This is a genomic window from Pseudomonas sp. MH10 (assembly GCF_034353045.1).
Taxonomy (GTDB): Bacteria; Pseudomonadota; Gammaproteobacteria; order Pseudomonadales; family Pseudomonadaceae; genus Aquipseudomonas.
In genome coordinates this window covers 1086140-1113064 of sequence record NZ_CP133783.1, presented here as the reverse complement: position 1 = coordinate 1113064, position 26925 = coordinate 1086140, and the positions used below count along the sequence as shown (strand labels likewise).

Genomic DNA, 26925 nt, shown 5'->3' with positions numbered 1-26925 from the left:
GTTTAACTCCAGCTCGCTTTGGTTTTGCCGCTGGAGTACAGCGCCAACAGCACTAGAAAAGAAAACACCACCATGGCCCCCGCCAGCCAGTGCGCGTGCAGGTACTCCATGGACTCAACGTGGTCGTAGATTTGCACCGAGACCACGCGGGTCTTGCCGGGGATATTGCCGCCAATCATCAGCACCACGCCAAATTCGCCCACGGTGTGGGCAAACCCAAGGATTGCCCCGGTAATGAACCCCGGCTTGGCCAGCGGCAGCACGACGCTGAAGAAGGTGTCCCACGGATTAGCGCGTAAGGTGGCGGCGACTTCCAGTGGCCGTATTCCAATCGCGCAAAAGGCATTCTGCAAAGGCTGCACGACGAAGGGCATCGAATAGAGGACCGAGCCGATGACCAGACCGGGGAAGCTGAAGGTTAGCGTCCCCAAGCCAATGCTTTGGGTAAAGTGCCCGACAAAACCGTTGGGCCCCATGGTCAGCAACAGGTAAAAGCCGATCACGGTGGGCGGCAGCACCAACGGCAAGGCAACCACCGCACCCACCGGGCCCTTGAGCCACGAACGCGTGTGTGCCAGCCATAACGCGATGGGTGTGCCGATCAGCAACAGAATGAAGGTGGTCAGTGACGCCAGTTTCAGCGTCAGCCAAATCGCTTCCAGGTCTTCACCACCCAGGGGCATTTACAGCTCATAGCCGTAGGATTTAATCACCGCAGCGGCTTTTGGCCCCTTCAAGTATTCAACCAGTGCTTTGGCAGCGGCGTTGTCTTTGCCCTTGGCCAAGATGACCGCGTCTTGCTTGATAGGGTCATGCAGGTTGGCCGGAACCAGCCATGCCGAACCACTGGTGACTTTGCCGTCCTTGTAGATTTGCGAGAGCGCCACAAAGCCCAGCTCAGCGTTGCCGGTGGAGACAAATTGATAGGCTTGAGTGATGTTTTGGCCGGTAACGAGTTTGTCTTTCGTCGCGTCGGTCAGACCCAGATGGGCCAAGACCTGAGTCGCCGCCAGGCCGTATGGGGCGGCTTTTGGATCGGCGATGGACAGGTGCTGATACTGGTTGGCCTTGAGGACGGCGCCTTTGTCGTCAACGTAACCGTCTTTGGCCGACCATAAGGCCAATTTGCCCACGGCGTAGGTGAAGCGCGAGCCGGGAACGGTGTCACCCTCTTTTTCCAGCTTGGCCGGGGTGGTGTCATCGGCAGACAGGAACACATCAAACGGGGCACCGTTTTTGATCTGGGTATAGAACTGCCCAGTGGCGCCATAGGCTGCAATCAATTTGTGCCCGGTGTCTTTCTCAAAATCTTTGGCAATGGCCTGGATCGGCGCGGTGAAGTTGGCAGCGACCGCCACCTGGACGTCATCGGCGAACGCTGCGTTCATGCCAAGCGCAACGAACACGACAACCAAGGCGTTGAGGGAGATGCGTGATGGACCCGTTAGCATGAAGGCTTTCCATAGGTTTAGGGCGGAATAACTGTGTGGCTAGGCCGCCATGGGCCTAGCGCTATAGAGCGGAATATATAGCGGCAAATCCCTACGGGGAAGCGAAGCCCCGAGATTAATGCCTGGAACACTTCTTCAGCGCTTGGGCGCCGAGTTGTCGTGTCAGTGCTTCGGCGGACAGTTCGTGCTTCAGGCCCACCGCCTGACCGGCCCATAGGTTCAGGAAATCACCGCTGCCTTGGGGTTCGGACCGGGCGCGTAACGGGATCAGTGCGCCCCCCGCCAAAGGAAACGCCGGCGTGATAGCGCTGATCGGGCCTTGTTCACGCATCACACGGTTGACGATGCCCCGGGCCGGCCGCCCGGTGAAGAGGTTGGTCAACGCTGTTTCACTGGCTTTGGCGCTGCGCAACGCTTGGTAATGCGGCGCACTGACCTTGGCTTCCGGGCAGAACAAATAGGCCGTGCCCATTTGCACCGCCGCAGCGCCCAACGCAAACGCGGCGGCGATACCTCTGGCGTCGCCAATCCCGCCTGCGGCAATCACCGGAACACTGACCGCATCGACAACTTGTGGCACCAACGCCAACGTGCCGATCTGGGTGTACAGGGCCTCACTCAGGAACAGCCCGCGATGGCCGCCGGCCTCGTAACCCATGGCGATAATGGCGTCACAGCCGTGTTGCTCCAGCCATATCGCTTCATCAACCGTGGTGGCCGATGAAATCACTTTGGCGCCGGTTGCTTTGACCCGTTTCAACAGCGCTTGCTCGGGCAGACCGAAATGGAAGCTGACCACTTCGGGCTTCAGCTCTTCGACCAGTGCGCACATGGCCTCATCGAAGGGCGCGCGGGCCGATACCGGGGTGGGCGCATCGAAATCAGCACCCAGCTCGGTGTAATAGTCTTTCAGCGATTCTTTCCAGCGAGCCTCCCGCGCTGGGTCTGCAGCGGGTGGCTGGTGGCAGAAAAAATTCAAATTCAGTGGGCCGGGACTCTGGCTGCGAATCAGGCTTACTTCTTCGCGGATCTGCTCTTGGCTCAGCGCGGCGCACGGCAGTGACCCAAGGCCGCCAGCCTTGCCAACGCCAATCGCCAGGGCCGAACCGCTGGATCCGGCCATGGGTGCTTGCAGAATCGGCAGTTCGATACCGAATAGATCAAGGATGCGACGGTCGGGCCATGTACTCACGGTTGAATTCTCCTAATAGAACAACAGCCAGGCCACCGTTAAGCGGGCAGGGTGACCTGAGGTGTTCAGCGGATAGCGTCTCCCAGCACCTCGATGATGCGCTGGGCTATGTAATCGGCATGAGTTTCCAGCGCAAAGTGGCCGGTGTCGAGCATCTCGATCACCGCGTTAGCGTTATCGCGTTTATACGCCTCGGCGCCGGGTGGAATGAAAAACGGATCATGTTTGCCCCAAATCACCAGCGCAGGTACTTGGGTCTGTTTGAAAAAAGCCTGAAACGCCGGGTACAGCGTCAGGTTGTTGGCGTAATCGAGAAACAGGTCCAGCTGAATATCAGCGTTGCCCGGACGCTGCATCAGCAGCACATCCAAGGTGTACGACTCCGGCGCAATCAGTTCCGGGTGGGTGACGCCATGCACGTATTGATACCGCACACCGTCGAGGTTCAGCACCGCCTCGCGAATGATTTCCCGGTTGGCCGCACTCGGCGTTTGCCAATAATTACGAATCGGCTCCCACGCGTCGCCGAGGCCTTCCAGGTAAGCGTTGCCATTCTGGGATATCAGCGCAGTGACCCGCTCAGGGTGCGCAACCGCCAGCCGTAGGCCGACTGGGGCGCCGTAGTCAAACACATACAGCGCGTAGCGGCTCAGGCCCAGCACCTCAACAAAGTGCTCAACGGTTTTTGCCAGGCTGTCGAAGCTGTAGCGGTAGTCCCGTTCGGCAGGCACGTCGGTGAAGCCGAAGCCCGGCAGGTCCGGTGCGATGACGCGGTGGCGGTTGGCCAGATGCGGGATCAAGTCGCGGTACATGTGCGATGAACTCGGGAAACCGTGCAGGAGCAAAATCACTGGGGCATCAGGCGCGCCGGCTTCGCGGTAGAAAACCTTTACGCCGTCGGCATCGACGTGTTGGTAGCGAACAGTGGTGGTGGCGTGAGCCGGGTAAGTGGTCATGGCAACGGTTCTCGATAAGCGACGAATGAAGGGGGCGTTTATTTTTCCGCCATTCATTGTAACCTGTCAAATAGTATTTTATAGGTTACATGGCTGTTTTCTTGGCGGTGGCATTGACATTAAAGACGATCAGTCTAGTATTCCTTGGATGACAACACTTAGCGCTAAACCACGGGGTCCAGGCCGTCCGCCCAAGGTCGACAGAGACAACGTTGAAACCCGCGACGCATTGATTCGTTGCGGGACTGAGGTCCTGACCGAGCAAGGGTTCATGGCGACGGGCATCGACAGCATCCTTAAGCGGGTCGGTGTGCCAAAGGGCTCGTTCTACCATTACTTCGACAGCAAAGAGGCGTTCGGCCGAGCGGTGTTGGACCATTACGCGGCATTTTTTGCACGCAAACTGGATCGCTGGCTGTTGGACGAAACACTCTCGCCGTTGGAGCGGCTGGCGGCTTTCGCCCAAGACGCCAACCTCGGAATGGCCCGTTATGACTACCGGCGCGGGTGCATGGTCGGCAACATGGGCCAAGAGGTCTGTGTGTTGCCGGAAGGGTTTCGCGCCGCGCTCGAAAGCATTTTTCTCGATTGGCAAGCACGGTTGACGCGGTGTTTAAAGGCGGCCCAATCAGCGGGGGAATTGTCGGTGACGGCTGACTGCGCTGAATTGGCGGCGTTTTTCTGGATCGGCTGGGAGGGCGCTGTGTTGCGCGCTCGGCTGGTTCAAAGTGGCAATCCATTGAATACCTTCATTGCGGGCTTCCTGCGGGGCTTACCGCAGTGATTTTTTGATCTATTACTAGACGATCGGTCTATATCGGAGGCATGCATGTTCAAGGGCATTTTGATCGAGAAAGACGAGGCGGGTTATCGCGCAGGCTTGAGCGAGATCAGCGAAGACCGACTTCCACCCGGCGACGTCACCGTGCGCGTGTCTTACAGCACGTTGAACTACAAAGACGGTTTAGCGATTACCGGCACCGGGCCTGTGGTGCGCAAATTTCCGATGATTCCGGGCGTGGATTTGGTGGGCACGGTGGAGCACAGCAGTGACGCCCAATTCAACGTCGGGGACGAGGTGTTGCTCAACGGCTGGGGCGTCGGCGAAGCGCATTGGGGTGGCCTCGCCGAAAAAGCCCGGCTTGAAGGGAAATGGCTGATTGCGTTGCCCACGGGTTTTACCGCTGCACAGGCCATGGCCATCGGCACGGCCGGGTACACCGCGATGCTCGCGGTGATCGCCTTGGAAGAGCACGGTCTGCACCCGGATAAGGGCGATGTGCTGGTGACTGGGGCCAATGGTGGCGTCGGCAGCTTCGCGGTGGCTATTTTGGCGAAGCTGGGTTATCGCGTCGTGGCCTCCACCGGGCGCGTTGCCGAAAGCGAGTATTTGAAACAGCTGGGTGCCGCCGAGATCATTGAACGCGCCACCTTGTCAGAACCCGGTAAACCGCTGGCCAAAGAGCGTTGGGCCGCCGCCATTGATTCGGTCGGCAGCCACACGCTGGCGAACGTCTGCGCCGGCATCAAATATCGAGGCACCGTGGCCGCGTGCGGCCTGGCGCAGGGCATGGAATTTCCGGGCACGGTGATGCCGTTTATTTTGCGCGGCGTGACCTTGGCGGGCATCGACAGCGTCAATCGGCCTCGGGCTGACCGGATTGCCGCTTGGGAACGTCTGGCGAAAGATTTCGACGTGTCGTTGCTCCCGTTGATCAGCCACGAAATTGGGCTCAGTGAGGTGGTCGAGGTTTCAGCTCAGTTGATTGCCGGAAAAGTCCGTGGTCGGGTGGTGGTGGACGTCAATCGCTGAGTAGTCGATCAGTCTGTAACTGTTCATATCACCCTATAGGGGTTACGATGGCAGCCTTGATTCAAGGAGGCACCATGGCTACCGTCACCCCTGATGCGCACTCGAACGAACCGGCTCTTGTGGCCGATGACCCGATTCTGGACATGCTCAACACCCGAGCCAATGTCGATGGAATATTGATCGATTTCTGGCAGCACGACGCCGATGTAGCGCGCTGGCTGATACGTGCCGGCTGGTTTGACGCCTCGGGAATCCCGACGTTTGCCGAAGGCGCGTTATTGGCGGCCGCCGTTGAGCTGCGCGAGATCATTCGTGTGGGCATTGAGGAGCGTAAAGCCTGGATTCTGGGTAATCCAACCGCACTGAATGCCTACTTGCGCAAAGCGCTGAGCCACCCGCAACTGATCTGGGATGCCCCGGACACATTGCGCCTCGAACGTGTGCGCAAACAGCAAACCGCTGAACAGTTTCTCGCGCCGCTGGCGGAAGCCGCTGCGCAACTGCTGGTGGGTGGCGATTTTTCGCTGATTCGCACCTGCGAACATTCGGACTGCGTGCTGTGGTTTTATGACCGTACCAAGTCCCACAAACGCCGCTGGTGCAGCATGGCGCAATGTGGCAACCGTCATAAAGTGGCTGAATTTCGCAAGCGCAAACTACAGGTCTGAAACGCTTTGGTGCCGGCCGTCAGGTCGCCAGCATGGGCGGCAGTGTTCCCAACAACGATACCGCCGCCACCGCCAGTAAACCGAACAGGCACTCCACGGCGATGCTCGTGCGCAGAACATTGAATTGTTGAGCGTGATGATTGAGTAGCAACCGATTAAACAGCGCCAACAGCAGCATGCACAGCACTAGGCACACCTTGATCAGCAAAATCAGTCCGAACCCGGACAGTGCGGGTTCTGGCCATAACGCGCCGCTCATGACCCGGACGTTGATCAGGCCAGTGGTGATAATCAACGCCACGAAGCCGTAGCCGACGCCACTGAATCGCAGCAGCAGCGGCAGGACATGGTTGGCGGGCGCCGAGTTCGCCATCAGCAACGACAACAGCAACAAGCCGCCTAACCACGCGCCTACGCCGTACAAGTGGACAAGTTGATTGAGGATCATCAACTCACCGAGCGTGCCATCGAACATCGCCCCATGACCGACCGGCGCCAGTGTTGCGAGTAGCAACGCGGCGAGGATCAGGCGCAGGGTGGGCGAAGAGCGTCGAGGTGAAACCACACCGACCAACAGCAGGGCGTTCAGCAGCAGATGGACGCTCCAGACCTTGCCAAAAAATGTTTGTTTCAAGACCAGCGCAAGGGTGTTTGGATCGAACCCTTCTTGCCAACTGCCCGCCATGCTCGCGGCGATAAACACCAGCAGCAGCACGCCACTGACAAGGGCCAGAGGAATCAATGCGCGTGCGCACCACGTGAGCTTTGTGTCTAGCGCAGCGGTGTCTACGGTCTTTAGCTGGACGCGGAATAACCCTGTCCGAAACAGGCAGCTTCCAAACAGCAACAAGACCGCAGCAAAGTGCAAGAAACGGCACAGGATGAGCGCGTTTTGCATGAAGTTAAGGGCTTACCGTGAACGCGTATGAGCCATCGCTCTTATGGGTATCGACCGAAACCGCGTGCCATTCGACGTGGTATTGACCGGCAACCAGCGGCGCCGCCGGGGTCACAATCAGGATTTTTTTATCGTCTGCAGCAGTGGCAATGCTTTTTACGCTAACGGCTTTACCGGTGTCGGTCGTGAGAACCACCTTGGTGAATTTTTCCTCGACGCCTTCGGAGAAGTTCAGGCGTAATTCTTTAGGCGCGCTCACGGTGCTGTCAGCCGCGGGTGTCTGGCTTTGCAGGTGAGCATGGGCGAAGACGGAGGTGGCAGTGACGAACGAGGCGAGCAGGGCGAACGAGGTCATGGCTTTCTTAAAACGTTGGGCAGACATTCGATTACCTTTTTTCAGAGCGGCGGTTCAGGCTGGTGTCGTAAAGCGACGCGCTAATAGACCAGAATCGAGCGACCGATTCCAGCCATGATCGCGGCTATTGCTGCGCGCAGATGTCGCATCCAGCGCGCCCCGTGCTGTTGACGCGACAGCACCAAGCTGTAGGTGCGCAAGGTTCTGTCTCAGCTTGGCCCGGAGGTGGATAGTTTTCGCGATGACGGCCTGCGAATTGAGCCAGGCAGTGACGGCCCGGAGGACACCGGGCCAAGCGTGCCCGCTAACGGTCACGTCCGTGAGGAGTGATTGATGGCGTGAGCCAAATCACGGTATTCCTCGCAGGTCGTGCTGCACAGGGTTTTGATGGTTGCCAACTGTTCCTTGGCCAAATCCAGCTGCCCCTTGATGACATAGGCCTCGCCCAAGTATTCGCGGACTTGCGCGTAGTTAGGGTCCAGCGCCACGGATTTCAGGTAATAGCTGATGCCTTCATCGGTGCGGCCCAGTTTACGGGTGGCATAACCGCGGTAATTCAGTGCCTTGGCCGTGTTCGGTTCTTTCAGGGTGTCCAGCAGCGAAAGCGCCTCTTGGTAGCGCCCGGCCTTGGCCAGTCGGTAGGCGTAATCGGTTTTGTCCGCATCGGGAGTCAGGCTGCTTTGTTGATTCACGCAGGACTTGGTTTTGGTGTCGTAGACCTGGCCCTTGGGACAGTTTGGTTTTTTCGGCGTGTCCGATTCATCGCTGTCACCGCCGGAGGCCAGCACCTGCGCGCTTAACAACGTGGCAGCCAAACAGCCCGCCAAGAGCAAAGCCGAAGGACGACGAGCGGATCTTGTGGTGGTATTTTTGTTCATGAGCAGCTCCGATTGAACTAATTTGTTAACACAATGGGTTGGTGACAACACACCCTGAGTGGGCTACGCGACAGCGCGGCCCCTCCTAAAGACCTGCGACAACGCGGTGTTGGTAAGTGAACACCTATGAGGGTAGGTTTATTCAGCCGTCGCAAGAATTTATTTCAGAGCGTTGGTCTCGGTTTTGGCGAATTAATTCCTCGCTCGGAAGCGAAGCTATAATTTTCGCGTTTGGCCCATTTTTGTCTACTGCATTAAGGGGGAACCATGAACATCGGAATTATTGGCGCGGCAGCTGTCGGTGAAACCTTGGCGGCAGAATGTATTCGTGCGGGCCATGAAGTGCTCCTCAGTAACCGCAGGGGACCCGCTAGCCTGACGTCGCTGATTCATCGGCTGGGTCACAAAGCCAAGGCCGGCACGCTGGAGCAGGCTGCGGCGTGCAATCTGGTGATACTGGCGATTCCTTGGGTCAGCGTGGCGCAAGCGTTGCCGGCTTTACCAAAATGGGAAGGGCGCATCCTCATCGATGCCACCAATACCTTCCTCAATTACTTGCCCGATTACAAAGTGGCCGACCTGGGCGACGACAGCGGCAGTGAAATCATTGCCCGCCTTGCACCGGACGCCAGGGTGGTCAAGGCGTTCAATACCTTGCCTATCGCTGGTTTCTTCACTGGGGCGCCCGATGGCCACAGGCGCGTAGCGTTTCTCGCTGGAGACGATGCCCAGGCCAAGGCGTGCGTCACCGAACTGATCAAGTCCCTGGGGCTGGCGCCCATCGACCTCGGCCCGTTGGCCAGTGGCGGGCGGCAGATGCACTTGGGCGGGGTATTCAATGGTGCCGAGCTGTTGAAGCCTGACGAACGCTGAATATTAAAATACTGTTTTTGTTCAGTTAGTTAGCCGCGATGGTTGTGGTGTAGAGTGGCTTTTTTCGACCCTAGAAGGCCGTTATGCCATGTCGCTGGGTGAGGTACACAATCCGTTGGCGCTTTATCTGGCGCGACTAGCACCGTCGAGTCAGCTCACGATGAAGTACGTGCTGCAAGACGCAGCGGATCGCTTGGGGTTCAGCGAGACCGACATTCACGACGTGCCGTGGCACGAACTGCAACCGGGGCATGTCATCGCCCTGGTGGCGACCTTGCGCGAGGATGGTTACGCGCCCAACACTTCATCGCTGTACGTCAATGCGATTCGCGGTGTGACCAACGAGGCGTGGCGGCAAAGCCTGATCAGTCACGAACACTTGTTAAAAATGCGTTCGGTAAAACCCATTGCCGGAACGCGCCTACCCAAAGGAAAGAACATTCGACGCTCGCTCATTCGCGAACTGATGGATGTCTGTGCCGCAGACCCTCGGCCACAGGGCAGACGCGACGCGGCGATCATCGCCATCTTGTATGGCTCGGGGATGCGCAAGTCAGAATCGGTGAACCTGGACCTGGCGCAGATTGATTTCGCCGAGCGCAGTTTGCAGGTGACGGGCAAAGGGAATAAACAATTGATCAAATACGCGCCTGCATGGGCGTTCACCGTGCTTAACGACTGGCTTGAACTTCGCCGGAGGTCCCTGCCAGAAGGCCAGGGCGACGACGCTTTCCTGTTCAACCGTATTCGTCGCGGCGCTCATATCACCCGTGAGCGGATCACCAAACATGCGATCTACTTTATCGCCAAGCAGCGCGGACGGCAGATTGGCATGGACATCATGCCCCACGATTTTCGGCGCTCATTCATTACGCGGGTCATAGAAGAGCACGACCTGTCCATCGCCCAAAAGCTCGCCCATCACACCAACATCTCGACCACTGCCAGCTATGACATGCGCGATGACAATGAGCGCCGTCGAGCGATTGACCGGTTTGATCTCTGATCAATACCACCGCATCGCAGCCATAAAAAAGCCACCGCACGAAAGGTGGGGTGGCAAAAAATGTGTAACCAAAGGATCGATGAAGTGGAGCAGCCAAATCGTTGCCTCCTGATGCGGAGTCAGAAAGCGGTCGAGGCGTGGTCGGTCATCGAGACGCACCTTAACATCGCCATGAATGTGGAACTATTACGTTAGTCGATACTGACTATCATGAAAATCGACATAAACGGTAGGGAACTTCGATGTTAAAAGTTGTACCGCACGGGGAGATCCCGTGATTAAAAAGATAAAAACAGGGCTGGATTGCCCGTGATTTCACCGTGATTTCAGTACACGGTCTTGATGTAAAAGCCATCTGCCAACGCACAACTATCGTTAATCCATTCGCCTGAACTCAGGGGGTATTCCCGTTCTCAGGTGTTTGATGGCGATGGCATATCAGAATTAGGGGATCGTCAAAAATGATTTCTGTTAAGTGGAATCTTGTGACCCTCGCGGTCTCTCTTGGCGTTTGCCAGTTCGCAGCGGCGGGTGTCGTTAGCGATCAAGCTGATGCGAAAGGATTTATAGAAGACAGCAGTCTTAACGTGCACCTTAGAAACTATTATTTCAACCGAGATGTAAAAAACGGCGGCGCAGACCGTAAAGACTGGACCCAGGGCATCCTGGCCAACTACAGCTCGGGTTTCACCCAAGGCACTGTCGGTTTCGGCGTTGAAGCGTTCGGTAACTGGGCGTTCAAGCTTGACGGCGGTGCGGGGACAACCGGAACCGGTAACCTGCCGGTGCAAGGCAACGGCGCCCCCGCAGATGAATACGGTCGGGCAGGCGGTGCGCTGAAAATGCGAATCTCCAAAACCGAGCTGCTCTGGGGCAATCTGCAACCCACGGCGCCAGTCTTTGCTGCCGGTGGTTCACGACTAATGCCGCAGACCGGTACCGGTTTCAATTTGCTGAGCAGCGAAATTAGTGGCCTCGAACTGGATGTCGGGCACTTTACCAGCGGCAATGGTCCGGTCACGACCAACAGCGAGCATGACCTGTTTGCCTCTTACGCCAACGTAGCGGCCGATAGCATCAGTTATGCCGGCGGCAAATATGCGGTGTCTGACGCGCTCTCGCTCAGTGTTTACGGGTCTGAGCTTGAAGATATCTGGCGTCAGTACTACGCCAACGCTAACTACACCTTGGCGATCTCGGACCTGCAGTCGTTGAACTTCGATTTCAATATTTATCGCACTAACGACGAAGGGTCGGCCAAGGCCGGCGATATTAGTAACACCGCGTACTCAATGGCAGCGGCTTACACCTTCCTGATCGCACACACCGTCACTATTGCGTACCAGAAAGTCCACGGCGATACCCCGTTCGACTACGTGGCATTTGGTAAGAACGGCCCAGGTGACACCGCTGACTCTATTAACCTGGCCAACTCAATTCAGTATTCCGACTTCAACGGCCCTGGCGAGAAATCCCTGCAAGCGCGTTATGACCTGAACATGACAAGTTACGGTGTTCCTGGACTGGCCTTCATGGTTCGTTATATCCACGGTGATGATATCGACGGGACGCGGATGGCCGCTGACAGCCCTTATCGTGCTTATGGTTATGGCGCAAACGGTAAACACCACGAAACCAACCTTGAAGCCAAGTACACGGTCCAGACTGGGCCGGCCAAGGACTTGTCCTTGCGCATGCGTCAGGCATGGCACCGGGGTAACGCGGATCAGGCCGAAGGCGACGTCAACGAGTTTCGTTTGATCGCGGATTACCCGATCTCGATCTTCTGATAACCCACCGGCGATAGCCTGCGGTTAAGAAAAGTCCGACGACGCCCCAGGCGACGTTGGACTTTATGGTTTATGACGTTTGGCTGCGCAGCCAGTCGCGCGGGCTGGTGCCGGTCTTGCGTCGAAAGGCCCGGGCGAGGGCGGAAGAGCTTTCATAGCCCACTTCGTCGGCAATCAGTGCGATGGGTTTGCCGTCCCGCAAGCGCTTTTGCGCCAGACTAATGCGCCAGCTCATCAAGTAATCCGCAGGCGGTTGCCCGAGCACGCTATGGAAATGCGCAGCGAAGCTCGCTCGGGACATGTTGGCCGCCGTGGCCAGCTCAGCCACCGTCCACGGTTGCTGGGGATTGGCATGCATCTGGTTCAATGCCCGTGACAACCGCGGGTCGGCCAGCCCGGCCATCATGCCGCTTTCCATGCCATGGGTTGCCAGCAAATACCGCAACAGCTGAATCACCAACAGCTCGAACAGGCGGTCCATTGTCGCGTCACGCCCGCAGTCATCCCCCGACGCCTCGCGAAACAGCCACTCCAGCGTGACCCCGAGCATGGCCACGTCTGCCAGCGGCAATAGCAGGTAGTCAGGCAGCGCGGACGACAGCGGATTATTCACTCCGCCGTTAAAGTTCAGCGACGCACAGACCAACCGCGTGCCATCCGCTTCGGTGGAACTCAGCCGGTGCCGATACGGCCGAGGGAAAAAAATCAAAGTGGGCTCAGTAATCAATTGCTCGCGGTTATCGGCCAGGCGGAGTTTGATCTGCCCCGCTTGCAGCAAATGAATATGGCCGCGTGGTTCTTCGTCGTCGAACGCAGAAATCCCGCAAAAGTCACCGCTGTGAAACGTTCCGGCGCTGACACCAAAGTGCGTCAAGAGGGCAGACAAGCGATCCATGGATGACCTCAGAAAAAACTGTTTTTTGGACGATATGTCGCATAACGGCGACGATTCGGATCCGATGGTACATGGATTGTTCCTAACATAGGCCCCGTCGGCGCATACCGCGACCGAATACTTCGGAGAATCACTATGTCACGCATCCCTGCTCTGAGCCTTGAACACGCACCCGCCGCTTCCGTGCCCTTGTTGGAAGGGGTGAAAAAAAGCTTCGGCATCGTGCCAAACGTCTTCAAAACCCTGGCACATTCACCTGCAGCTCTGGGAGGCTATCTGCAATTTTCCCAAGCCTTTGGCAAGAACTCGCTGAGCGGGGTCGAGCGTGAGTCGATTGCGCTGGCCACTTCCCAAGTCAATGGTTGTGAATACTGCTTGGCTGCGCACACGTTGTTCGGTAGTAAAGCGGGACTGTCCGCCGACGCGATCCGCAGCGCCCGTGATGGCGACTTGAGCGCTTATACGGTGTTTGCCCGTGAAGTGGTGTCCACCAAAGGACGTGTGAGCGATGAGTCCCTGGTTGCTGCCCGTGCTGCGGGCCTGACCGACGCCAAGATCGTCGAAGTCGTGACCCAAGTCGCGCTGTTGACCCTGACCAATTACCTCAACAACGTGGCGGCCACCGACGTGGATTTCCCTGCCGTGGAGCGTTAACAGACCGTCTGTAGCAGCCAACTGGTTGGCGATAGGCCGTCAGCGCCATGCGTGTCAATCCAGGCGCTTCGCCAACCAGTTGGCTCCTACAGATGGCGTAGCGATCAACGCGGCAATCACTTGCCGACGCCGGCCATTTGCTGCCTTTGATTTGTAAGCATCTATGACGCGGTTAATCTAAGAATGCCTTAAATCGTGCCCCGCAGGGCATATCGCCCGGCTGGCACGTGCTTTGCTCAGAATTCGGGAGATATATTTGTACAACGGCACTTATTGGAGTAACTGAAATGAGTTTTATCAGTGGCCTCGGTAGGACGGACTATTCAATTCCGGTAGTACGTTCCGCCTCCCAGTCGCCCGAAGCTGATTTCCTCAGTTTGAGCGATTCGACGGTTCAACCGACTGCAGTGGGTAGCAGCAGCGCGTCGGCTCAGTCGAGCGCGTCGAGCCAGCAAGAACAGGACCGTGAAGAAGCGTTCGCGAAAATGATGGTTAACCTGCAAAACCCCATGGGCCAAGTGGCTTCGACGGACAGCAGTGACAGCAGTGATAACCTCACCGCCGCTTCTGCAGTGGGCGGTGTGACCAACGCCAGCAGCGCAACCGGCACCACCGGTACGCAAAGTGCGGCGGATCAGTTCAAGGATTACATGGCGCTGACGCCTGCTCAGAAAATGCGTTACGGCGCATTGAAAAGCATGGGGCTGACCGAGGCTGATCTTAAAGCCATGTCCCCGGATGCGGCAGCCAAGGTAGAAACCAAACTCGCTGACATCATCAAGAAACAAACGGAAATGCAGGCTGCTGCAGCTCCAAGTGGTGGCGCGGCAGGTTCCGGCACCAGCGCCAGCACCGATGACAAAGGCAACACGTTCCTGAACAGTGCGTTAGTGAAAATGACTCAGGCGGCGAATGAAACCAACGCCAAGCTCGATCTCGCATAACTCGTGAAACATCTGGCCCGCGTTACTGCGGGCAGGAACCTGCAATAACAGTGGGTAATGCTGCGTGTTGTGTAGCAAACGCAGGACAGTTGTAGGGATGCCGAAGGCTGCGAAACCGGAACGGCCTGGGTTTTCATTGAAGGGGTAGATAGCAAGCAGACTTAGATACTGTGGGAGCAGGCTTGCCTGCGAAGGGGCCGATCATCATCTCGCTGATGTCGACCTGATACCTGGGTCGTCTGCATTGACGCTTTCGTCCGGTTCGCTGCTAAGGTGTCCTTTGTGCTGAGGAGGCCTGATGCGCGATATCCAATACTTGCACGCTCTATGGCAACTCTGCGGGTTGCCGTCCGAAGCGCTTAACTTCGTCCAGCTTAGCGGCGGTGACCCGGTATTCCCCTCGTCTTTTGCGGTCGGTAGCGCTGCGCAGCTTTCTATTGCCGCGGCGGCGCTGGCGGCGTGTGAATTGAGCTATGTACGAGGTGGTGCTCGGCAGAAGGTTGCCGTAGACACACTGCACGCTGCTGTCGAATGCAGCGGTTGGTTCAGCCTCGACGGGCGCGAGCCAAACCTGTGGGACGCTTTTTCTGGGCTTTACCGTTGCGCCGATGGCTACGTGCGCATTCATGCGAACTTCGCCCATCATCGCGAAGGCGCGTTACGCCTGTTGGGCTTGTCTCCCGCGACCACACAGCGCACCGAGGCTGAACAGGCGATGTTGCGTTGGCGGGCGCTGGATTTTGAACAGGCCGCCGCTGAGCGGGGCTTGGTTGCCACGGCCTTGCGCAGTTTTGATCAATGGGACGCCACTGCTCAGGGTCAAGCGATCCTCGCCAAACCGTTAATGACCCTCTCGCGCATCGGCGATGCAGAGCCCATCGAACTGCCTTCGCTGACCCCCGATGAGCGTCCGCTGTCTGGGGTGCGCGTGCTTGATCTCACACGGATTCTCGCCGGTCCTGTCGGTGGTCGTGCGCTGGCTGCTCAGGGGGCGGATGTGCTGTTAATCAACTCGCCCAACCTGCCAAACATCGAAGCCATCGCCGACACCAGCCGCGGGAAACGGTCGGCGCTGCTGGACCTGCACACCGAGCAAGACCGCGCCGCGCTTTGGCGATTGATCGACGGCGCCCACGTCTTCTCGCAAGGGTATCGGCCCGGCGGATTGGCCGCTTTGGGCTATTCCCCTGAAGCGTTGGCCGAACGTCGCCCCGGTATTGTCTATGTGTCCCTGACCGCCTACGGCACGGAAGGGCCGTGGGCGGGGCGGCGGGGGTTTGACTCATTGGTACAAACTGCCATGGGCTTCAATCATGGGGAAGGTGAATCCGCCGGCGAAGGCATTCCCCGTGCGCTGCCAATGCAGATACTCGATCAGGCCACTGGTTACTTGATGGCCTATGGCACGGCCGCCGCCCTGTACCGGCAGCAAACAGAGGGTGGCAGTTGGCACGTGCAAGTTTCATTAGCGCAAACCGGGCAATGGTTACGTAGCTTGGGCCGTATCCCCAACGGTTTTAGCCTCGATAAACCCAGCGTCGACCCTTGGCTTGAAACCTCAACCTCCGGCTTTGGTCAGTTGCACGCCGTGCGGCCAAGTGCGCGACTGGAACGCACTCAGCCACGTTACAGGTTGCCGTCCATGCCGCCAGGCAGCGCTGAGCCGGTATGGCTCTAGGTTTCACAAGCACAGGCTAAATCTTCATCCCCAACGCGCTGGTCGCGAGCATCAGCGAGGCAATCATTCCGACCAGGGCAAAGGCTTGTTGCAAGCGTGGGCCCGCCAGGCGGTGGGCGATTTGCCGGCCGCCCATTAATCCCACCACCGCACCGAGGGCAAAGGGAACGCCAGCCTCCCAATACATCACGCCGGTAAGCGCGGCGGTGGTTACGCTGCCGATGGACACCAGCGCGATGACGGCGAGGGAGGTGGCGACGACGCTTTTCATCTCAAGGTTGGAATACCGCGTCAGGGCCGGGATGATGACGAATCCGCCGCCCACGCCCAATAGCCCCGACAACAGACCGCACAGCAATCCGGTGAAGGTTAACGCGCGTGCACAGGGCAAGGTCCAGCGCAGTCGGCCCTGAAGCGGATTCAGCACGCACGGCAATGCGGCGGCGCGGGGCGCGGGTGCGCCTTGGTGAATCTCGCGATTGGCTTTTCGCAGCATACGGATGCTGGCGTAGAGCAACACCGCCGCAAATACCAGCGCCAACGGTTGATTGGGTAAACGGTGAGCGATGTACAAACCCACAGGCGCTGCAAGAATGCCCATCACGGAGATGAAAGCCGCCGCGCGGTATCGAACCACGCCCTGACGCAGGCCCAGAATCGCGCCCACTGCTGCGGCCAAGCCAACGGCCAACAGCCCGACAGGCGCCGCTTGCACCATCGACAGTCCGAGGCCGAAGACCAAGACTGGAACAGCCAGAATGCCTCCGCCAGCACCGGTCAGGGCCAAAATCGCCCCGATGACCGCGCCTAACGCCACCCCCAGTAAATCGTGCACCATCATTTATCGCGCTCGGTATTGGCAGTGACGGGCGCCGCCAGCCATTCATGGCCCTTAAGCATGCAATGCCAATACAACGGCGGCAGCAATCGCTCCTTCAAAAACCAGGCCAAACGGGAGGGTTTCAGGCCATTGATGAACCACGGCGCAAAGGTTGGAGCCAAGGTGCCGCCATAGGTGAACTCAGCCAACACGATCTTGCCGCGTTCAACGGTCAGCGGGCATGAACCGTAGCCATCGTAAGTGGCCAAAGATCGTTTACGTCCCAGCGCCACCAGCACGTTGTGGGCAACGACTGGCGCCTGTTTACGCGCGGCCGCCATGGTTTTGGCGTTGCTGGTGTTGGTCACATCGCCGAGGCCGTGGACGTTAGGGTACTGGCGGTGCACCAAGCTGGCGGGGTCTACGTCGACCCAGCCAGCCTTATCGGCGAGTGGGCTGTTACGAATGAAGTCCGGCGCGATTTGGGGTGGAACAACATGCAGCAGGTCAAACGGCTCAACCACCGTGTCCGTGACGCCATCTGAAGAGGTGCGTTTAAACGTCGCCAGCTTGCCTGGCCCGTCCACCGCGACCAGGGTGTGCGTGAACTTCAGATCTACGGCGTATTTCTGGATGTACGCCATGAGCGCGGGTACATAATCTGCGACCCCGAAGAGGGTCGCGCCGGCCGAATAAAACTGGGTCTTGATCTGTGATTGACGGTCGTTTTTTTGCCAGTAATCGCAGGATAAGTACAAGGCTTTTTGCGGCGCGCCAGCACACTTGATCGGCATCGGCGGCTGGGTAAACAGTGCCCGGCCATGTTTGAGTGCCTTCACCAACTGCCAAGTGTACGACGCTAAATCGTAGCGGTAATTGGAGGTTACGCCGTTCGAGCCCAAGGTTTCGGTCAATCCCCGTATCGCCTCCCAATCGAGCTTCAACCCAGGGCAGACGATCAGTTGTTCGTAGCCGATGATCTGACCGTTTCCCAGGACGACGGTATTGGTTTGCGGTTCAAAGGCGACCACTGCCGCTTTGATCCACTGCACGTTGTCGGGGATCACCGAGGCCATGGCCCGAACGGTGGATTTTCCAGCAAAAACGCCACCGCCCACCAGTGTCCAGCCTGGCTGGTAATAATGGACCTCGGCAGGGTCGATGATCGCGATGTCGAGGGTCCGGTCCCTCGCTTTCAAGCTTGACGCCGTGGCGATACCTGCCGAGCCCGCGCCGATGATAAGGATTTGGTGATGCGCATCGGCGTGGCGAGAGGGCGATTGGGTCACGGTGTCGCTGGCGGTAATTGCCGGTTTTCCAAGGGTGTTGATCGGGATTTTCAAGTACTGAATGCCGTTCGCTTCTGGCTCAGGCAGATGGCCGCTGCGCATGTTGACCTGCACCGACGGCAGGATCAAAACCGGCATCTCCAGCGTGGCATCTCGCGCTTCGCGCATGTTCACGAAGTCGTCTTCAGTGATGCCTTCCCGGACATGGATATTGCTTGAGCGCTGATCCGCCACGGTGGTCATGAAAGCGATGGGCCGGCCGTTCGGGCAATAGTCGTGGCACATGAAAATTCGGGTGTCGGCGGGAAGTTGGAGAATTTTTTTAATCGAGCGAAACAGCGTTCTAGCGTCGCCGTCGGGAAAATCGCAGCGAGCGGTGCCGTAGTCGGGCATGAACAAGGTGTCACCGACAAACGCGAGGGAGTCGCCTTCGTTTCGGACCACATAGGTCATGCAGGCGGGCGTATGGCCGGGGGTGTGCATTGCTGTCGCGTCTAGCGTGCCAATCCTGAAGGTGTCGCCGTCATTGAGCAGTACATCAAATTGGCTGCCGTCGTGGCTGAAAGTGGCACCGCAATTGAACAGCTCGCCAAATACCTGCTGAACCCGTTTGATATGACTGCCAATGGAGATTTTTCCACCGAGCTTCTCTTTCAGGTAGGTCGCAGCAGACAGGTGGTCCGCGTGCACATGGGTCTCGAGAATCCATTCCACTGAAGCCCCCAACTCAAGCACCCGTGCTATCAGGCGATCAGCCGCGTGGGTATCGGTATGGCCGGATTTTGGGTCGTAGCCCAGAACGCTGTCGATCAGCGCGCAATGTTGGGTAGACCGATCAAGCAGCAGGTAGCTCAAAGTTGAGGTTGTTTCGTCCAAAAAAGCTTCGACATGGATCTTCTCACCAATAATCACGTGCATCTCCGAAGGCGTAATGCCAGCCGCAAGGCTGACAGTCTGGATGTTGCTTTGATGACTGCATTGGGTTTTGCCATTGCGCCGCTACGTTATCTGACAGCTCATACCCTGCGGCGTCTGGACGACGGGCTTCCTCTTATCACACTACTTTTAAGCTTTTACAAACGAAGGTTGGCGCTGATCCTGGCAGGTATATCCCGCCTTTATGGGGTTGCGGGCGGGCAGCCCTCCGCAGGAGCCAACTTGTTGGCGAAGGCCCTTCGGACTTATCGTAGCCTTTGGCTCTTACAGAAAATGTGCACATCACCAGAGTCTGTGGGACCGAATTTATTCGGGAAGGCTTCAGTCCTGACACTCTGCACCTTCAAGCCACACAATGCGCAACACGTTTACTGCGCAACAGCGCGGCGTCAACGACGGGGCTATTCAAACCCCGACACGGCGTGGGGTATGTACGGGGCTTCCAGACGGTGGATCTCATTCGGGTCGAGCTTCAAGGTCAACGCAGCCATGGCATCGTCGAGGTGCTGAGGTTTGCTGGCGCCCACCAGTGGCGCTGTTACCCCCGCTGACTGTACGACCCACGCCAAGGCAACTTGCGCACGGGGTACGCCACGCTCGGCGGCGATGGTGGCCACGGCTTCCACCACCTTTCTATCCGCATCGGCAGTCTGCTCGGTGTACAGGCTTTTGCCGAAGTCATCGGAATCGGCGCGGGTACTGCTTTGATTCCAGTCGCGGGTCAGGCGGCCACGGGCCAGTGGGCTCCAGGGCAATACAGCAATTGCGTGATCACGGCACAATGGCAGCATCTCACGCTCTTCCTCCCGGTTGAGCAAATTAAGGTGGTCTTGCATCGACACAAAGGGCGTCCAGCCATTGCGTTGCGAGGTATGCAACGCTTTTGCGAACTGCCAGGCGTACATCGACGAAGCGCCGATGTGCAGGGCTTTACCGGCCTTGACTACATCGTGCAGCGCTTCGAGGGTTTCTTCGATGGGCGTGTTGTAGTCCCAGCGGTGGATTTGATACAGGTCGACGTAGTCAGTACCCAGTCGGCGCAGGCTGTTGTCGATTTCATTGAAGATCGCCTTGCGCGACAGGCCGCCAACGTTTGGCGCTTCCCGCGAAGAGAAAAACACTTTGGTAGCAATAACAATCTCATCGCGCCGGGCAAAATCGCGCAGGGCTCGACCGACGATCTCTTCAGAGGTGCCGTCCGAGTAGCTGTTAGCGGTGTCGAAGAAATTGATCCCCAGCTCCAGGGCCTTTTGGATCAACGGGCGACTGCTCTGCTCGTCAAGCGTCCAAGGGTGTTTGCCGCGCTCAGGTATGCCGTAGGTCATGCAGCCTAACGCGATGGGCGAAACCTTCAGGCCGGTATTGCCCAATGAGACGTAATTCATGGGTGTTCTCCACGTTCAATGAGTGTGCGAACGGCGCAACGTTATTCGAGCATTGCGCAGGTTGGGCCCTCGCTTGGGCTGATCGTTCAACTCTGCAGACGTGGGCGACCCTACCTACACCCTTCACCGTCCTGACCCTCGGGGCGCAGACGCCTTAAATCACCGGAGTGATTTCAAAGAAACAGCCGATCTTTTGGCTCTTGGCGTCCCACACGTAACGCATATGTTTGCCTTGCACCGGAATTGACACCGCTGTCGGGCGAAACGCTGCAATGCATTCATGGCCCGTGGCGCGGACGCTGTTGTACAAAATCCCCCAGGATTTTGCCGCGCGAAGCTTTTTCGCGAACGCCTGTGCAACCCCATAGTGGGCGGGGTCGGGGTCATGCAAATGGCCGAAATCAGCACGAATGTCGTGCATCGGCTTCACCACTTTATTGACGTAGGTGCGCATGGTCAGCTCAACGTCAGGCTCTTGGGTGGCGGCAAGAAATCGTTCCTGATGAAAGCTTGTTTCTGCGATGGCGGCGGTCTGGCTGTTGGCGGCGTAATAAATGCCAAACGTCCCATCGGTAAACCGGCTGACCCTGCCAATGTGAGTAAAAGCTGCCATCACCGGTGTAGAACCGGGGCCTGACACACAATCTTCCGGGCTAACCCGACTGATGACACCTGCTTGTTCAGCCAATCGATCATTGGTCAGCGATTCCAGGGCGTAGGCCACCTGCAATTCTGACGGGTCCAGAATGTCTTCGAACAGGGTGATCGGCGGGAACGAGCTGCTGATGATTCGATAGGCGTTGTCCCACGCGGGTATCTCCTGTTTCGGCAGCATCATCCGCGTACCCCATCCAGATAACGGCGCACATCGGCAATATCAACAACGCGACCGGCCAGCATGTACTTAAGCGCCGTTTGACCATTAAACGGCGCGGCAGTGTTGGGGCTGCTGACCCAGGCGTACACCCGATCATGGTTGTTGCTGAAAATAATGCTCAGTGCCTTGTGAATACCCATCAGGTACGAGATCCGCTCCAAGGTGTCATGGGGCAGTCGAACACTGGGCAGCCGTTTGTATTTATAAAAAGTGGTGGTGCTGATCGAACCCAAGAGCGCTCGCTGCTGATCCGCCGAACAGCCCCATTGCTCCATCAGACCGAAGAAGAATTTCAACGCCACCCGACCCGCCTCCGGGGTGTCTACGCTGTGAACGGCGGGGTGGACGGTGCTTGCGTTTGCCATGGCCAACGCTCCTTGACGGTGGGTAACGGATTGTCAGTCTAGTACGCATGCGTAATAAATCAATGAATAAATGCGGATGCGCATGCTTTTTGCTCGGGTATTAACCGGAAGTGGCGATATTTCAAGGGTGCGACTAGGGTCAATAGTGAACCCAAGGATCGGGTTGGCTTAGAACAAGCCTCTCCCGCTTAACCCTTGAAATAAAGGAGGGTACTTACCGCGACGTTTAGGTGTAAGTGCCCAGTTAGGAGAACAGGGATGTTTACCGTTAACCAAGCCATGCGATTTGTTAAATACAATACCGTGTCGAAGCATGGACCTGCTCGGGCAGTAGGGTCCGTAACCTTAGTGCGCGCGATCAGTCTAACGGGGGTGGCAAAGGCGGACTGTACGTTAATTGCATCGGCAGGCAACGACGTCTATAGCTGCAGCAGTGGTAGCAGCACGGGGTTGACCGATTTGTCGGGTGCTAACAGTCTGGTATTTCCCGCCGGCGGTACCGGCACGGTTAATGGGAACATTGTTTTTGGCCCTCAGAATGATGTCATTCAAATGGATTCGGGAAAAATCCTCGGGTTAGTTGATCAAGGCGATGGCGCCAACGTATTTAAAATAAGCGCCGGAACCGTGAGTGGTGACGTTTCACAGGGCAGCGGTGTTGATAATTTTCAAATGACCGGGGGCACTATTGCATCGCTGACCCAGGGGGACAGTCGCGATGTTTTTGTCATGACGGGAGGTACCATCGTCGGCGGTTTTGATGATGGTGATATCGCCAAGATGACCGGTGGCACTATCGGCCGCGTCAACATGAAGCTGGACGACAACCTCTTTGATATGTCGGGCGGCACTATCTTGGGTAACCTGGTGACGGGCTTTGGTGACGACACGATTATTGTGTCCGGGGGCACTATAGGCGGCAATATCAGCGTCAGTGGCGGCGACGACCGTATTACCGTTACCGGCGGTGTTATAAACGGTGAAATACGCGCCAGTAGCGGTAATGACAGGTTTATTTGGAACGCCGGAGGTTTGATCAAGTCGTCTATTTTGATGGGGGACGGTAATGACACGGCGCTTATTAGTCATTTGACCGAAGACACGCTGTCTCTAACCCCCTCGGTGGACGGCGGACTGGGTAATGACACCTTGACCTTTGACAACAGCTCATCTGCTGGTGCCGCCCGGTACATCGGATGGGAGTCAGTCAACCTCACCAATAACAGCCGGTTTAACTTGGCCGGAGATTTCTTTCTGGGTGACAGTTCCAGTGGCACCGGCAGTTTCACTATCGACAGCACCAGCGCATTGCAGGTGACCCATGGAGCGGTCAGGCCCTACACCTCTGGGCAACTCACGACCCTGACCAACGCTGGCGTTATAGACATGACCAGCGCAAGTTCGAGTGCTGCGGATACGCTGTCGGTGTACGGCAACTATGTCGGCCGTGGCGGGCAGTTGCTACTTCAAACAGTGTTAGGCGACGACAGCTCTGCCAGCGACAAGTTAATCGTCTCCCAAGGTGCAATCAGTGGAAATACCCAAGTAGGGATTTCTAACCTCGGCGGTCAAGGTGCCTTGACCCTTCAAAACGGTATCGAGGTCGTGCAGGCACAAAACGGTGCAACCAGCAGCGCCGATGCGTTTGCACTGAAGAACTCGGTGTCAGCCGGTGCTTATCAATATTATTTGTTTAAAGGCGGCGTTACTGCGGGCTCCGAGAACAACTGGTACTTGCGCTCTTCTGTTATCGCAATCGCCCCTCGGGCTGCGCCGCCAGCCGCGCCGCCGCTGATTATCCGGCCGCCATCTGCACCGCCCGTAGCACCCGCAGCGCCTATCGTTGCGGCGGACGAGCCGCCAGTAGAACCACCGACTGCCGCACCCGTGGCGCCCGCTGATCCGCCATCGACAGTTCCTGCTGACTCCCCAGCCGACGCTTCACCGACACCGGCAGCCACCACGCCAGCGCTGCCTGCTGCCGTTGCGGGGGCGGCGCCGATTCCGCTGTTCAGGTTGGAAGTCCCGGTCTATTCGGTGGTTGTCCCGGCCGCGCAAACCCTGATGCTCAACGCTCTGGGTACATTTCACGATCGTCAGGGTGATCAAAGCCTGCTGACCGAAACCGGTCTCGCGTCTGCAGGATGGGGGCGCTTCTATAACAACGACTTCAAGAAAAGCTGGTCTGGAACCGTATCACCCAGCCTTGATGGCTCGCTGGAGGGCTTCCAGATCGGGAATGACCTTTACTCATCCGAAATAAGTGAAGGACGCTATCAACGCTTTGGTTTTTTTGTGGGGCAAACCCACCTCCGCGGCAGCGTAAAAGGATTTGCCGAAGGCTTTCAGGGGCGCCAGGCGGGTCAGACCAAGCTCGATGGCGATAATGTCGGGCTTTATTGGACCCTGTCGGACCGATCAGGCTGGTATGTGGACGCGGTGGCCATGGCCACTCGTTTAGATGGAAACAGTCAGTCGGACAGAGGGGTGAAGCTGGAGACCCACGGCCACGGGCTGACGCTTTCTCTGGAAGGTGGCTACCCGGTTGCGCTGTCCGATCACTGGAGTGTTGAGCCGCAAGCGCAGTTGATCAGTCAGCACATTAGCCTCGACGATCAAAACGACGGAATTTCCGAGGTTTCATTTGATTCCCAGAACTACACCACCGGGCGTTTGGGCGCGCGTTTGAATGGGCGCTATCGGGTCAGCAATACGCCGGTCGAACCTTATCTGCGTGCCAACGTATGGCGGACATTTGGCGGCTCGGACACGGTGACCTACGACGACGTGGACCGGATAAAAACTCAGCATAAAGCCTCGTCCGCCGATGTCGGCATGGGAGTTGTGGCGCAGCTATCGCCGACGGTCGCGGTTTACCTCGGGGCTGACTACGACGCCAACCTGGACAGCAACGACCTGAAAGGCATCAGTGGCAACGTTGGGATTCGTATGAGCTGGTGAAGGGTTTGCCAACGACTCTCGGCAGGATAATTTTTACGGCGGCACTGTTCTACCTTTCACTAGATAGGTAGAATGCCGAGCAACGTATTCTTATCAGGTCTTTGTCAGTAGGGAGTTTCTTAATGACAACCTCAAGTACCAAAGAAACCATCCTGGGCATTGCCCGCGCCAGGGTGCAAGCCCTCGGCTATAACGCGCTGAGCTTTCGCGAGATCGCCAAGGAAGTCGGAATCAAAAGCGCCAGCATTCACCATCACTTCCCCACCAAGGGCGATTTGGGGGCTGCGCTCGCACGGCGGTATACGGAGGACGGGGTCAAATACCTGACAGGTTTGTCTGAGCAGTCCCAAGATCCGCGCTTCTTGATAAACGGCTACACCGCTATTTTTCGCTCGGCACTGGTCAACGACAATCGCATGTGCCTGTGCGGGATAATGGCCGCCGAGTATCAGGACCTGCCCCTTGAAGTCCGAACCGAAGTGGATGCGTTCACTGAAGCGAACGTTAACTGGCTGGTAACCGTGCTGTGCCTGCAACAGGGTGATGCCCCGTTAAAAACGTTGCAGCAAAAGGCACTGGCTATCTATTCGGCCGTTGAAGGCGCTCAACTGGTGTCGCGAGGCCGCAATGACATCGCGGCGTTCGACGAGACAGTCGAAGTTTACCGAGCGGCGGGGCTGTTGCCCTAGTCATCGGGCGACCCCGGAAGCGCTCAGGTCGACAGTACTGGACCGATCTGACTGGCGAAGGGTTTCCGGCATCGCCCACCACAATAAAACAAACGCGACGCTGGCTATTGCGGCCAGCGTCAGAAACGCCGCGCTGTAGCCCGCCTGTTGAACCACAAGCCCAGCGAGGCTGTTACTCAGCGCTGCGCCGAAACCGAACACCGTAGACAGCGCGCCGAGGCTTACATTGAATCGGCCAGTGCCGTGGGTCAGGTCCTTCACCACCAACGGAAACAGCGCACCAAATAACCCGGCACCAACCCCGTCCAGCATTTGGATGGCGACCAGCCAATAGGGGTCATCGGACAGGGTGTAAAGCACTCCACGCAAGGGCAGGATCAAGAATCCGGCGAGCAACAGCGGCTTGCGTCCCCATTGATCGGCCTTGGTCCCGACAATCCAGGCGGCAGGCACCATGACCAGTTGCGCGGCGATGGCGGCAATGCCAGGCGCGAACACCGACGCGGCAGCGGCGCTGATCGATTGCGTCAGCGCCACCAGACTGAATGAAGTAATGAACGGCAAACAGCAGACAACTCATCGTCACCACCAATGCGCCGACGGCAATCACCGCGCGTTTACTGCGCATGCCGTCGATCATCGCACCCGCCGGCGCTTGTGTGATCAACGCAGCAATTCCCGCCACGGTCATGACCACGCCGATGCTGGCCGGGTCCCAGTGATGAACCGCTAGCAGATAAATGGCCAGATAAGGTCCAAGCCCATCGCGGACATCAGCCAGAAAAAAAATGAGCGCGTCCAGTGAAAGGGTATTGCGTCGATCGGATGCTTTGTCCAAAGACAAACTCCCTTGGGCGGCGATGGAAACAGGAGCGCAGTGTGGCTGACAGACGACGGGGAAGTCAGGTTTTCGATTGATCATGGCAGCGGTTAAGCGATCAATTTGAGCTTCGTGCCACTATTCGCAGCGTTTTTGTCGGGGTTGTCCGTTGGGGAGAGATTTTAATTGTAGTTCTGAGTTGTACTATATTGAACGTTTGAACGTATTTCAAAGCTCCGGAATTTTGCAGTTCCTTCGTTATAGGTGCGTGCATTACGCCCGCACCAAACCCATCACTCAAGGATGAGGACGTATGAAATCCATGTTGTTGTCAGGACGGTCCATGTTGGCGTTGTTTGTGACCGTAAGTGCTATTGGCGCTTTGATCAGCTTCGCCTTTGTCGCCTGCTGGATTAAATTTTTACTGGGCACTGAGCCTGTAACGCTTCGTATCGAGAGCGAAGGCGTAGCGCCGGTAGCGTTACGCGTCGAGGACAAAATAGGTGAGTTCGCACGCCTCGAAAGTTTGACCAGCGTTCAGCGCTTGGCGGACGCTAGCCGCCAAACTCGCGTCACCCTTTTTGATGTGAACAACCTACCAAGCAAGTTCAGCGGGAGTGTGCAACCGATTCGTGAAATAGCCCTTCAAACTAACCTGCTTGCGCTAACGGCTGCCATTGACACCGCCAGGGCCAGGGCCATGACCCGCTGAGTGAGTCAGGAGGTCACGCT

General features: G+C 57.5%; 25 protein-coding genes and 2 pseudogenes. 12 read left to right on the top strand and 15 right to left on the bottom strand.

Annotation, left to right across the window (positions count from 1 at the left end; all coding sequences use genetic code 11):
* Positions 1 to 2: 2 nt before the first annotated feature.
* The 4 genes from modB to RHM59_RS04960 form a co-directional block, all read right to left on the bottom strand.
* A complete protein-coding gene (gene modB, locus RHM59_RS04975) occupies positions 3 to 683 on the bottom strand; it encodes a molybdate ABC transporter permease subunit (protein ID WP_322170094.1) in 681 nt (226 codons plus the stop codon).
* The gene (gene modA, locus RHM59_RS04970; RefSeq protein WP_416194796.1) at positions 684 to 1388 is read right to left on the bottom strand and encodes a molybdate ABC transporter substrate-binding protein; all 705 of its coding nucleotides are present in this window, start codon (positions 1386 to 1388) and stop codon (positions 684 to 686) included.
* 178 nt (positions 1389 to 1566) lie between these two features.
* Positions 1567 to 2643, bottom strand: a complete 1077-nt coding sequence (locus RHM59_RS04965; protein ID WP_322286086.1) for a nitronate monooxygenase — start codon at positions 2641 to 2643, stop codon at positions 1567 to 1569.
* Between the two features lie 65 nt (positions 2644 to 2708).
* On the bottom strand, positions 2709 to 3599 hold the full coding sequence (locus tag RHM59_RS04960) for an alpha/beta hydrolase (protein ID WP_322286085.1): 891 nt from the start codon (positions 3597 to 3599) through the stop codon (positions 2709 to 2711).
* A gap of 148 nt (positions 3600 to 3747) precedes the next feature.
* On the opposite strand from RHM59_RS04960, the gene RHM59_RS04955 reads away from it, so the two are divergent.
* The 3 genes from RHM59_RS04955 (at position 3748) to RHM59_RS04945 (ending at position 6080) form a co-directional block, all read left to right on the top strand.
* Positions 3748 to 4383, top strand: coding sequence for a TetR/AcrR family transcriptional regulator (locus RHM59_RS04955; RefSeq protein WP_322286084.1), 636 nt, complete (start codon positions 3748 to 3750; stop codon positions 4381 to 4383).
* A gap of 45 nt (positions 4384 to 4428) precedes the next feature.
* Positions 4429 to 5412, top strand: a complete 984-nt coding sequence (locus RHM59_RS04950) for an MDR family oxidoreductase (RefSeq protein ID WP_322170108.1) — start codon at positions 4429 to 4431, stop codon at positions 5410 to 5412.
* A 74-nt stretch (positions 5413 to 5486) separates the two neighbouring features.
* The gene (locus RHM59_RS04945; protein WP_322286083.1) at positions 5487 to 6080 is read left to right on the top strand and encodes a CGNR zinc finger domain-containing protein; all 594 of its coding nucleotides are present in this window, start codon (positions 5487 to 5489) and stop codon (positions 6078 to 6080) included.
* Positions 6081 to 6099: 19 nt separating this feature from the next.
* Here the strand turns inward: RHM59_RS04945 and copD are convergent, their stop codons facing one another.
* From copD to RHM59_RS04930, 3 genes are all read right to left on the bottom strand, one after another.
* On the bottom strand, positions 6100 to 6978 hold the full coding sequence (copD, locus tag RHM59_RS04940; protein ID WP_322286082.1) for a copper homeostasis membrane protein CopD: 879 nt from the start codon (positions 6976 to 6978) through the stop codon (positions 6100 to 6102).
* Positions 6979 to 6982: 4 nt separating this feature from the next.
* Positions 6983 to 7360: a copper homeostasis periplasmic binding protein CopC gene (copC, locus tag RHM59_RS04935; RefSeq protein WP_322286081.1), complete on the bottom strand. Its 378-nt coding sequence runs from the start codon at positions 7358 to 7360 to the stop codon at positions 6983 to 6985.
* A 284-nt stretch (positions 7361 to 7644) separates the two neighbouring features.
* The gene (locus RHM59_RS04930; protein ID WP_322170120.1) at positions 7645 to 8211 is read right to left on the bottom strand and encodes a tetratricopeptide repeat protein; all 567 of its coding nucleotides are present in this window, start codon (positions 8209 to 8211) and stop codon (positions 7645 to 7647) included.
* Between the two features lie 267 nt (positions 8212 to 8478).
* Between RHM59_RS04930 and RHM59_RS04925 the strand changes: the two genes are divergently transcribed.
* From RHM59_RS04925 to RHM59_RS04915, 3 genes are all read left to right on the top strand, one after another.
* Positions 8479 to 9084 carry an NADPH-dependent F420 reductase gene (locus tag RHM59_RS04925; protein WP_322286080.1) on the top strand — a complete coding sequence of 202 codons (606 nt, stop codon included), beginning with the start codon at positions 8479 to 8481 and terminating at the stop codon, positions 9082 to 9084.
* 88 nt (positions 9085 to 9172) lie between these two features.
* Entirely contained in the window at positions 9173 to 10090 is a 918-nt protein-coding gene (locus RHM59_RS04920) for a site-specific integrase (protein ID WP_322286079.1), read from the top strand.
* Positions 10091 to 10551: 461 nt separating this feature from the next.
* Positions 10552 to 11880, top strand: coding sequence for an OprD family porin (locus RHM59_RS04915; protein ID WP_322286078.1), 1329 nt, complete (start codon positions 10552 to 10554; stop codon positions 11878 to 11880).
* A 70-nt stretch (positions 11881 to 11950) separates the two neighbouring features.
* Here RHM59_RS04915 and RHM59_RS04910 read toward each other — a convergent pair whose 3' ends face one another.
* Complete coding sequence (locus RHM59_RS04910; RefSeq protein ID WP_322170129.1) at positions 11951 to 12775, bottom strand: AraC family transcriptional regulator; 825 nt, start codon at positions 12773 to 12775, stop codon at positions 11951 to 11953.
* Between the two features lie 135 nt (positions 12776 to 12910).
* Between RHM59_RS04910 and RHM59_RS04905 the strand changes: the two genes are divergently transcribed.
* The 3 genes from RHM59_RS04905 (at position 12911) to RHM59_RS04895 (ending at position 16051) form a co-directional block, all read left to right on the top strand.
* Entirely contained in the window at positions 12911 to 13429 is a 519-nt protein-coding gene (locus RHM59_RS04905; RefSeq protein WP_322286077.1) for a carboxymuconolactone decarboxylase family protein, read from the top strand.
* Positions 13430 to 13716: 287 nt separating this feature from the next.
* Positions 13717 to 14373, top strand: a complete 657-nt coding sequence (locus RHM59_RS04900) for a hypothetical protein (RefSeq protein WP_322286076.1) — start codon at positions 13717 to 13719, stop codon at positions 14371 to 14373.
* A 298-nt stretch (positions 14374 to 14671) separates the two neighbouring features.
* Positions 14672 to 16051, top strand: coding sequence for a CoA transferase (locus RHM59_RS04895; protein WP_322286075.1), 1380 nt, complete (start codon positions 14672 to 14674; stop codon positions 16049 to 16051).
* A gap of 16 nt (positions 16052 to 16067) precedes the next feature.
* Here the strand turns inward: RHM59_RS04895 and RHM59_RS04890 are convergent, their stop codons facing one another.
* From RHM59_RS04890 to RHM59_RS04865, 6 genes and pseudogenes are all read right to left on the bottom strand, one after another.
* On the bottom strand, positions 16068 to 16892 hold the full coding sequence (locus RHM59_RS04890; protein WP_322286074.1) for a sulfite exporter TauE/SafE family protein: 825 nt from the start codon (positions 16890 to 16892) through the stop codon (positions 16068 to 16070).
* Positions 16889 to 18160: an FAD/NAD(P)-binding oxidoreductase gene (locus RHM59_RS04885; RefSeq protein WP_322286666.1), complete on the bottom strand. Its 1272-nt coding sequence runs from the start codon at positions 18158 to 18160 to the stop codon at positions 16889 to 16891. The genes RHM59_RS04890 and RHM59_RS04885 overlap by 4 nt, the downstream gene beginning before the upstream one ends.
* A 336-nt stretch (positions 18161 to 18496) precedes the next feature.
* Positions 18497 to 19078: pseudogene (locus RHM59_RS04880) on the bottom strand (MBL fold metallo-hydrolase); the annotation flags it as partial.
* Positions 19079 to 19497: 419 nt separating this feature from the next.
* Positions 19498 to 20481, bottom strand: a complete 984-nt coding sequence (locus tag RHM59_RS04875; RefSeq protein ID WP_322170141.1) for an aldo/keto reductase — start codon at positions 20479 to 20481, stop codon at positions 19498 to 19500.
* Positions 20482 to 20635: 154 nt separating this feature from the next.
* Positions 20636 to 21319: an RES family NAD+ phosphorylase gene (locus RHM59_RS04870; RefSeq protein ID WP_416195053.1), complete on the bottom strand. Its 684-nt coding sequence runs from the start codon at positions 21317 to 21319 to the stop codon at positions 20636 to 20638.
* Positions 21316 to 21723 carry an MbcA/ParS/Xre antitoxin family protein gene (locus RHM59_RS04865; RefSeq protein ID WP_322170142.1) on the bottom strand — a complete coding sequence of 136 codons (408 nt, stop codon included), beginning with the start codon at positions 21721 to 21723 and terminating at the stop codon, positions 21316 to 21318. The genes RHM59_RS04870 and RHM59_RS04865 overlap by 4 nt, the downstream gene beginning before the upstream one ends.
* A 552-nt stretch (positions 21724 to 22275) precedes the next feature.
* On the opposite strand from RHM59_RS04865, the gene RHM59_RS04860 reads away from it, so the two are divergent.
* Positions 22276 to 24684: an autotransporter outer membrane beta-barrel domain-containing protein gene (locus RHM59_RS04860; RefSeq protein ID WP_322286073.1), complete on the top strand. Its 2409-nt coding sequence runs from the start codon at positions 22276 to 22278 to the stop codon at positions 24682 to 24684.
* Positions 24685 to 24806: 122 nt separating this feature from the next.
* Positions 24807 to 25373: a TetR/AcrR family transcriptional regulator gene (locus tag RHM59_RS04855; RefSeq protein ID WP_322286072.1), complete on the top strand. Its 567-nt coding sequence runs from the start codon at positions 24807 to 24809 to the stop codon at positions 25371 to 25373.
* Here the strand turns inward: RHM59_RS04855 and RHM59_RS04850 are convergent.
* Positions 25374 to 26211 (bottom strand): annotated as a pseudogene (locus tag RHM59_RS04850) (MFS transporter).
* Positions 26212 to 26506: 295 nt separating this feature from the next.
* Here RHM59_RS04850 and RHM59_RS04845 point away from each other — a divergent pair.
* The gene (locus RHM59_RS04845; protein ID WP_322170149.1) at positions 26507 to 26905 is read left to right on the top strand and encodes a hypothetical protein; all 399 of its coding nucleotides are present in this window, start codon (positions 26507 to 26509) and stop codon (positions 26903 to 26905) included.
* The last annotated feature ends 20 nt before the right edge of the window (positions 26906 to 26925 follow it).